At 70.1% G+C, this 4,617-nt stretch carries 3 protein-coding genes and 1 pseudogene; 1 reads left to right on the top strand and 3 read right to left on the bottom strand.

Annotated features, from left to right (window positions below; genetic code table 11):
• A pseudogene (locus ACT6S0_RS26655) lies at positions 1–105 on the top strand (ATPase, T2SS/T4P/T4SS family); the annotation flags it as partial.
• A gap of 49 nt (positions 106–154) precedes the next feature.
• Here ACT6S0_RS26655 and gspE read toward each other — a convergent pair.
• From gspE to ACT6S0_RS26640, 3 genes are all read right to left on the bottom strand, one after another.
• Positions 155–1,597 carry a type II secretion system ATPase GspE gene (gene gspE, locus ACT6S0_RS26650; RefSeq protein ID WP_444766748.1) on the bottom strand — a complete coding sequence of 481 codons (1,443 nt, stop codon included), beginning with the start codon at positions 1,595–1,597 and terminating at the stop codon, positions 155–157.
• Positions 1,598–1,619: 22 nt separating this feature from the next.
• Complete coding sequence (gene gspD, locus ACT6S0_RS26645; protein WP_444766747.1) at positions 1,620–4,235, bottom strand: type II secretion system secretin GspD; 2,616 nt, start codon at positions 4,233–4,235, stop codon at positions 1,620–1,622.
• Positions 4,236–4,258: 23 nt separating this feature from the next.
• A partial coding sequence (locus ACT6S0_RS26640) for a hypothetical protein (protein ID WP_444766746.1) occupies positions 4,259–4,617 on the bottom strand: 359 nt, incomplete at its 5' end.

Below are 4,617 nucleotides of genomic sequence, written 5' to 3'. Positions count from 1 at the left end.
ACCGGCCACGGCGTGCTGGCCTCGCTGCACACCAACGACGCCGTGTCCGCCGTCACGCGCATGACCGACATGGGTATCGAGCCTTTCCTGCTCTCGTCGCCGCTGCCGCTCGCGGCCTCGAATTCGAACCGTGCCATTGCTGCGCGCCCTCGTCCTATGCGTCGCGCGTCACGCGCATGATCTCCTCGGCGGTGGTCACGCCCTCGCGCACCCAGCGCTGGCCGTCCTCCCGCATGGAGCGCATGCCGTGCTTCGCAGCCGCCTCGCGCATGGCCTGCTCGTCGCCGCCCTCGTGGATCAGGCGGCGGATGTCGTCGTGCACCACGAACAGCTCGTGGATGCCCGTGCGGCCCTTGAAGCCCGAATTCCCGCAGGCCGGACACCCCACGGGCACGTAGACGACGCTGCCGTCGAGTTGCTCCCGCGGCGCCTTGCATGCGGAGCACAGGCAACGCACCAACCGCTGCGCGAGCACGCCGAGCAGCGACGACGAGAGCAGGAAAGGCTCGATACCCATGTCGGTCATGCGCGTGACGGCGGACACGGCGTCGTTGGTGTGCAGCGAGGCCAGCACGCCGTGGCCGGTGAGCGAAGACTGCACCGCGATCTGCGCGGTCTCCAGGTCGCGGATCTCGCCGATCATGATGTTGTCCGGGTCCTGCCGCAGCGCCGCGCGCAATGCCGCGCCGAAGGTCATGCCGATCTTGCCGTGCACCGGGATCTGGCCGATGCCGGGCAGGTCGTACTCCACCGGGTCTTCCACGGTGAGGATGTTGCTCGTGCCCAGGTCGAGCTGGCCCAGCGCCGCGTACAGCGTGGTGGTCTTGCCGCTGCCGGTTGGGCCGGTGACGAGCACGATGCCGTGCGGCTGCCGCACGAGCCGCGTGAGTTCGGCCAGCGTGTCGTTCGCCATGCCCAACCGTTCGAGCCGCAACCGGCCCGCGTCTTTTTCGAGCAGGCGCAGCACGGCGCGCTCGCCGTGCGCGGTGGGCACGGTCGACACGCGCACGTCGATCGGCCGTCCGCCCACTCGCAAAGTGATGCGCCCGTCCTGCGGCAGCCGTTTCTCGGCGATGTCGAGCTGCGACATGATCTTGATGCGCGAGATCAGCGCCGCGTGCAGCGCCTTGCGCGGCGCCACCACGTCGCGCAGCGTGCCATCGACGCGGAAGCGCACCACCGAATGGGTCTCGAAGGATTCGAGGTGCACGTCGCTCGCGCCGTCGCGCGCGGCCTGCGCGAGCAGCGCGTTGATCATGCGGATGACCGGCGCGTCGTCCTGCGCGTCGAGCAGGTCGGTGACGGCGGGAATGTCCTGCATCAGCCGGTCGAGATCGACCTGCTGCTCCACCGCGCCGACCACCGAGGCGGCGTCGCCGGCATCGGCGTAGGTGGCGCCGAGCAGCGCGTCCATCTCCTGCGATTCGACCTGGCGCAACGGCAGTTCGCCCAGCTTCAGGCGCGCCTCGACGACAGCCCAGCCCGGCGTGCGCCGGCACACCAAGAGGCAGGGTGCGTCGCCCTCGATCCGCACGACGATGCGATGACTGCGCGCCCACGCAGGGGGCAGCGCGATGCCGGGCGTCGGCGCGTTCATCGGATCGCCCCTGTGCCGCGCGTCACGGCGCCGTCACCACTTCGGGCTTGTAGCCCAGTTCGCGCAGCACGGTGACGGCGTTTTCCACCGCCTGCGGATCGGACGCGACGTCGGCGCGCACCAGGCTTCCTTCTCCACCCGGCCCGCCCACGATGTAGGCGCCGATGCCGCTGATGCGCACCCGCTTGACGATGCGCACGGCGTCCTGCTCGGCTCTCACGTCGGCAATCTGCACGACAGCGACCTTGCCGCCTCCTCCCGCCCCTCCGGCGCCCGATGATGCGGCGGCATCGGACTCCACGGTCACGCCCACCGGCAGCTTCGAATGCATCACCGGCGGCTGCGGCGCCGCTTCGGCGGGCCGTTGCCGGACAGCGCTGGCCGACGCAGTCGGCGGCGGTTTCTGTTCGCGCGTACGGTCCCAGCTCTGGGGCCGCAGGTCCACCTCGGGCGCGTCCGCCGGGCCCGGCTGGCCGATGGGTGGCAGCACGGGCGCGCCGGGGTCTGGCAGCAGGCCGTAGGGCATGGTCTTCAGGCGGCCCTGCTGCGTGCGCATGAAGTTGTAGCGGTCCAGCGTGAGGCCGTGGCCCGCGTTCGCGTCGCGAATCACGTAGGGCCGCAGGAAGATCATCAGGTTGGTCTTCACGCGCTGGCGCTTGTCGTAGCGAAACAGGCTGCCCAGCACCGGCACCGATCCGAGGCCCGGCACGGCATCGGTGCCGTTGGTGACGTTGTCTTCCATCAGCCCCCCGAGCACCATGATCTGGCCGTCGTCGACCAGGATGCTGGTGTCCAGCGCCCGCTTGTTGGTGACGATGCCGCTGGCGGCCGACGAGGCCTGGTCGTCGATGCTCGAGACTTCCTGGTAGATGTCGAGCTTGACGGTGCCGCCCTCCGAGATCTGCGGACGGATGTTGAGCTTGAGGCCGATGTCCTCGCGCTGGATCGTCTGGAACGGGTTGGTGCTGCTGTTGCCGTTGGTGATGTACTGCCCGCTCACGAAGGGCACGGTCTTGCCCACCATGATCGAGGCCGCCTCGTTGTCCAGCGTGAGGATGTTGGGCGTCGACAGGATGTTGGCGCCGCCCTTGGTCTGCAACGCTCGCGCCAGCAGCTTGAGGTTGAGGATCTCGCCCACGCCCGGCAGCTTGACGGTGCCGTCGACGATGCCGACGTTCAGGCCCCTGGGCATCGCCTCGATGGTGTTGCGCGCGTTGGGATTGAGCGTGGCCGCGCCGAAGTTGGTGCCCCCGCGCACGCCGCGCCCGTTGCCGCCGCCCGCCATCCACTGGATGCCCAGCTCCGAAGCGTCGGTCTCGTTCACTTCGACGATCAGGCTCTCGACCAGCACCTGGGCGCGCCGCTGGTCGAGCGTGTCGATCACGCGGCGCAGGCTGCGGTACATCGGCTCGGGCGCGGCGATGATGAGCGTGTTGGTGGTGGCGTCGGCCTGCACCGTCACGCCGCCCGACGAAAACGCGGCGGAACCGCCGGTGCCCGGCACGCCGCCCTGCGTGCCATTGCCACCCGCGCCCGAGGAAACGCCGCGCAGGCCGCCGGTCGCCCCGCCGCTGCCCGAGGTGCCGCCCGTAGCGCGGCTCGCACTGCCGTTCGCCGACGAACTGCCGCTGCTGTTGCTGCTGCCGCCGTTGCTGCCACCCGCCCCGCCTGCGCCTCCGAGCATGCCGCCCGAACCCAGTGCCGCGCGAACCGATCCGGCTCCCGTGGCCGAGGTGTCGGGCGACTCGCCCGTCAGCAGACCGCGCAGCACGCCCGCCAAGTGCACGGCCTGCGCGTTGCGCAGGTAGACCACGTGCAGGTTGCCGGGATCGCTCTGCGCGTTCTCGAGCTTCGCGACAAGCTCGCGCGCGAGCGCGGTGCGCCCCGGGCTGCTGGAGCGGATGACGATGCTGTTGGAGCGCGGGTCGGCCAGCACCACGATGTCGCGCTTGCCCTTCTCTCCGCTGCCTTCGAGCAGCTCGGTGGCGAGCCCTGCGATGTCCACCGCCACGCCGTTGCGCAGCTTGACGATTTCCGAGTCCAGCGAGGTCGGCGTGTCGATGCTTTCGATGATGCGCGCGAGGCGATCGAGGTTCTCGATGTAGTCGGTCACGACCAGCGTGTTGTTGGCCTGGTAGGCGGTGATGGTGTTCTCGGCCGCGATCAGCGGCTTGAGCACCGGCACCATGGCCTCGGCGTTCTCGTAGTTCAACCGGAAGGTGCGCGTCGCCATGCCGCCGCCGGCGTTGCGCGCGTTGACCGCGCCCCCCTGCAGCTTGGCATCGGCCACGGGCACGACGCGGCTCACCTCGCCCACGTCGACGATCGCGAAGCCGCGCATGCGCAGCGCCGAGGTCAGCATGCCGTAGGCCGTAGCCGAGGACACCTCGCCTTCGGAGACCAGCGTGATCTGGCCCTTCACGCGCGGGTCGAACAGGAAGTTGCGGCCGAGGAAACGGGCCAGCGCGGAGATCACGGAGCTGATGTCGGCATCGACGAAATTCAGGACCACCTTCTCGTCCCGGTCGCTACGCGCGGCCTGTGTCGATGCAGCACGGTTCTGCGGCGGCGCGGTCGTCGCGGCATCGGCGGCCAGGCCGGCCAGCCCCAGGCAGCACGCCATGGTCCATCGGCGCATCGTCGCGCCCTTTCGATCTCGTCTCACGGGCCATCCTTGTAGAGTGAGGTGGACTGCAGGTTCACGACGCCGCGCACATGCCCCTGCAAGCCGGCACCGGCTTCGGCGGCGCTGTCCGCGCGGTCGAGTACGGCGCCGACGACTTCGAGGTCGGCGCGCGCCGAAACCGCCAGCAGCCATGGGAAGACGGAAGCCGCGGGCACCGGTTCGTCGAACTGGATCCGCCATGCCTTCGCCGGCGCCGCCTTGCCGGTGCCGGCCGGCGCGTCGTTCACCACGACCTGCACGCGATAGCGGCCTTGCAGGCCCGCCCGGTCCAACCCGGCCTGCGGCGATTCACTGGGCCCCGCGCCAGACTGTTGCCCGCGCGCAATGGGCACGT

This window comes from Roseateles sp., assembly GCF_052436255.1.
Lineage (GTDB): Bacteria > Pseudomonadota > Gammaproteobacteria > Burkholderiales > Burkholderiaceae_C > Pelomonas.
The sequence above is the reverse complement of the archived record's forward strand: the minus strand, read 5'-3'. Positions and strand labels throughout refer to the sequence as shown.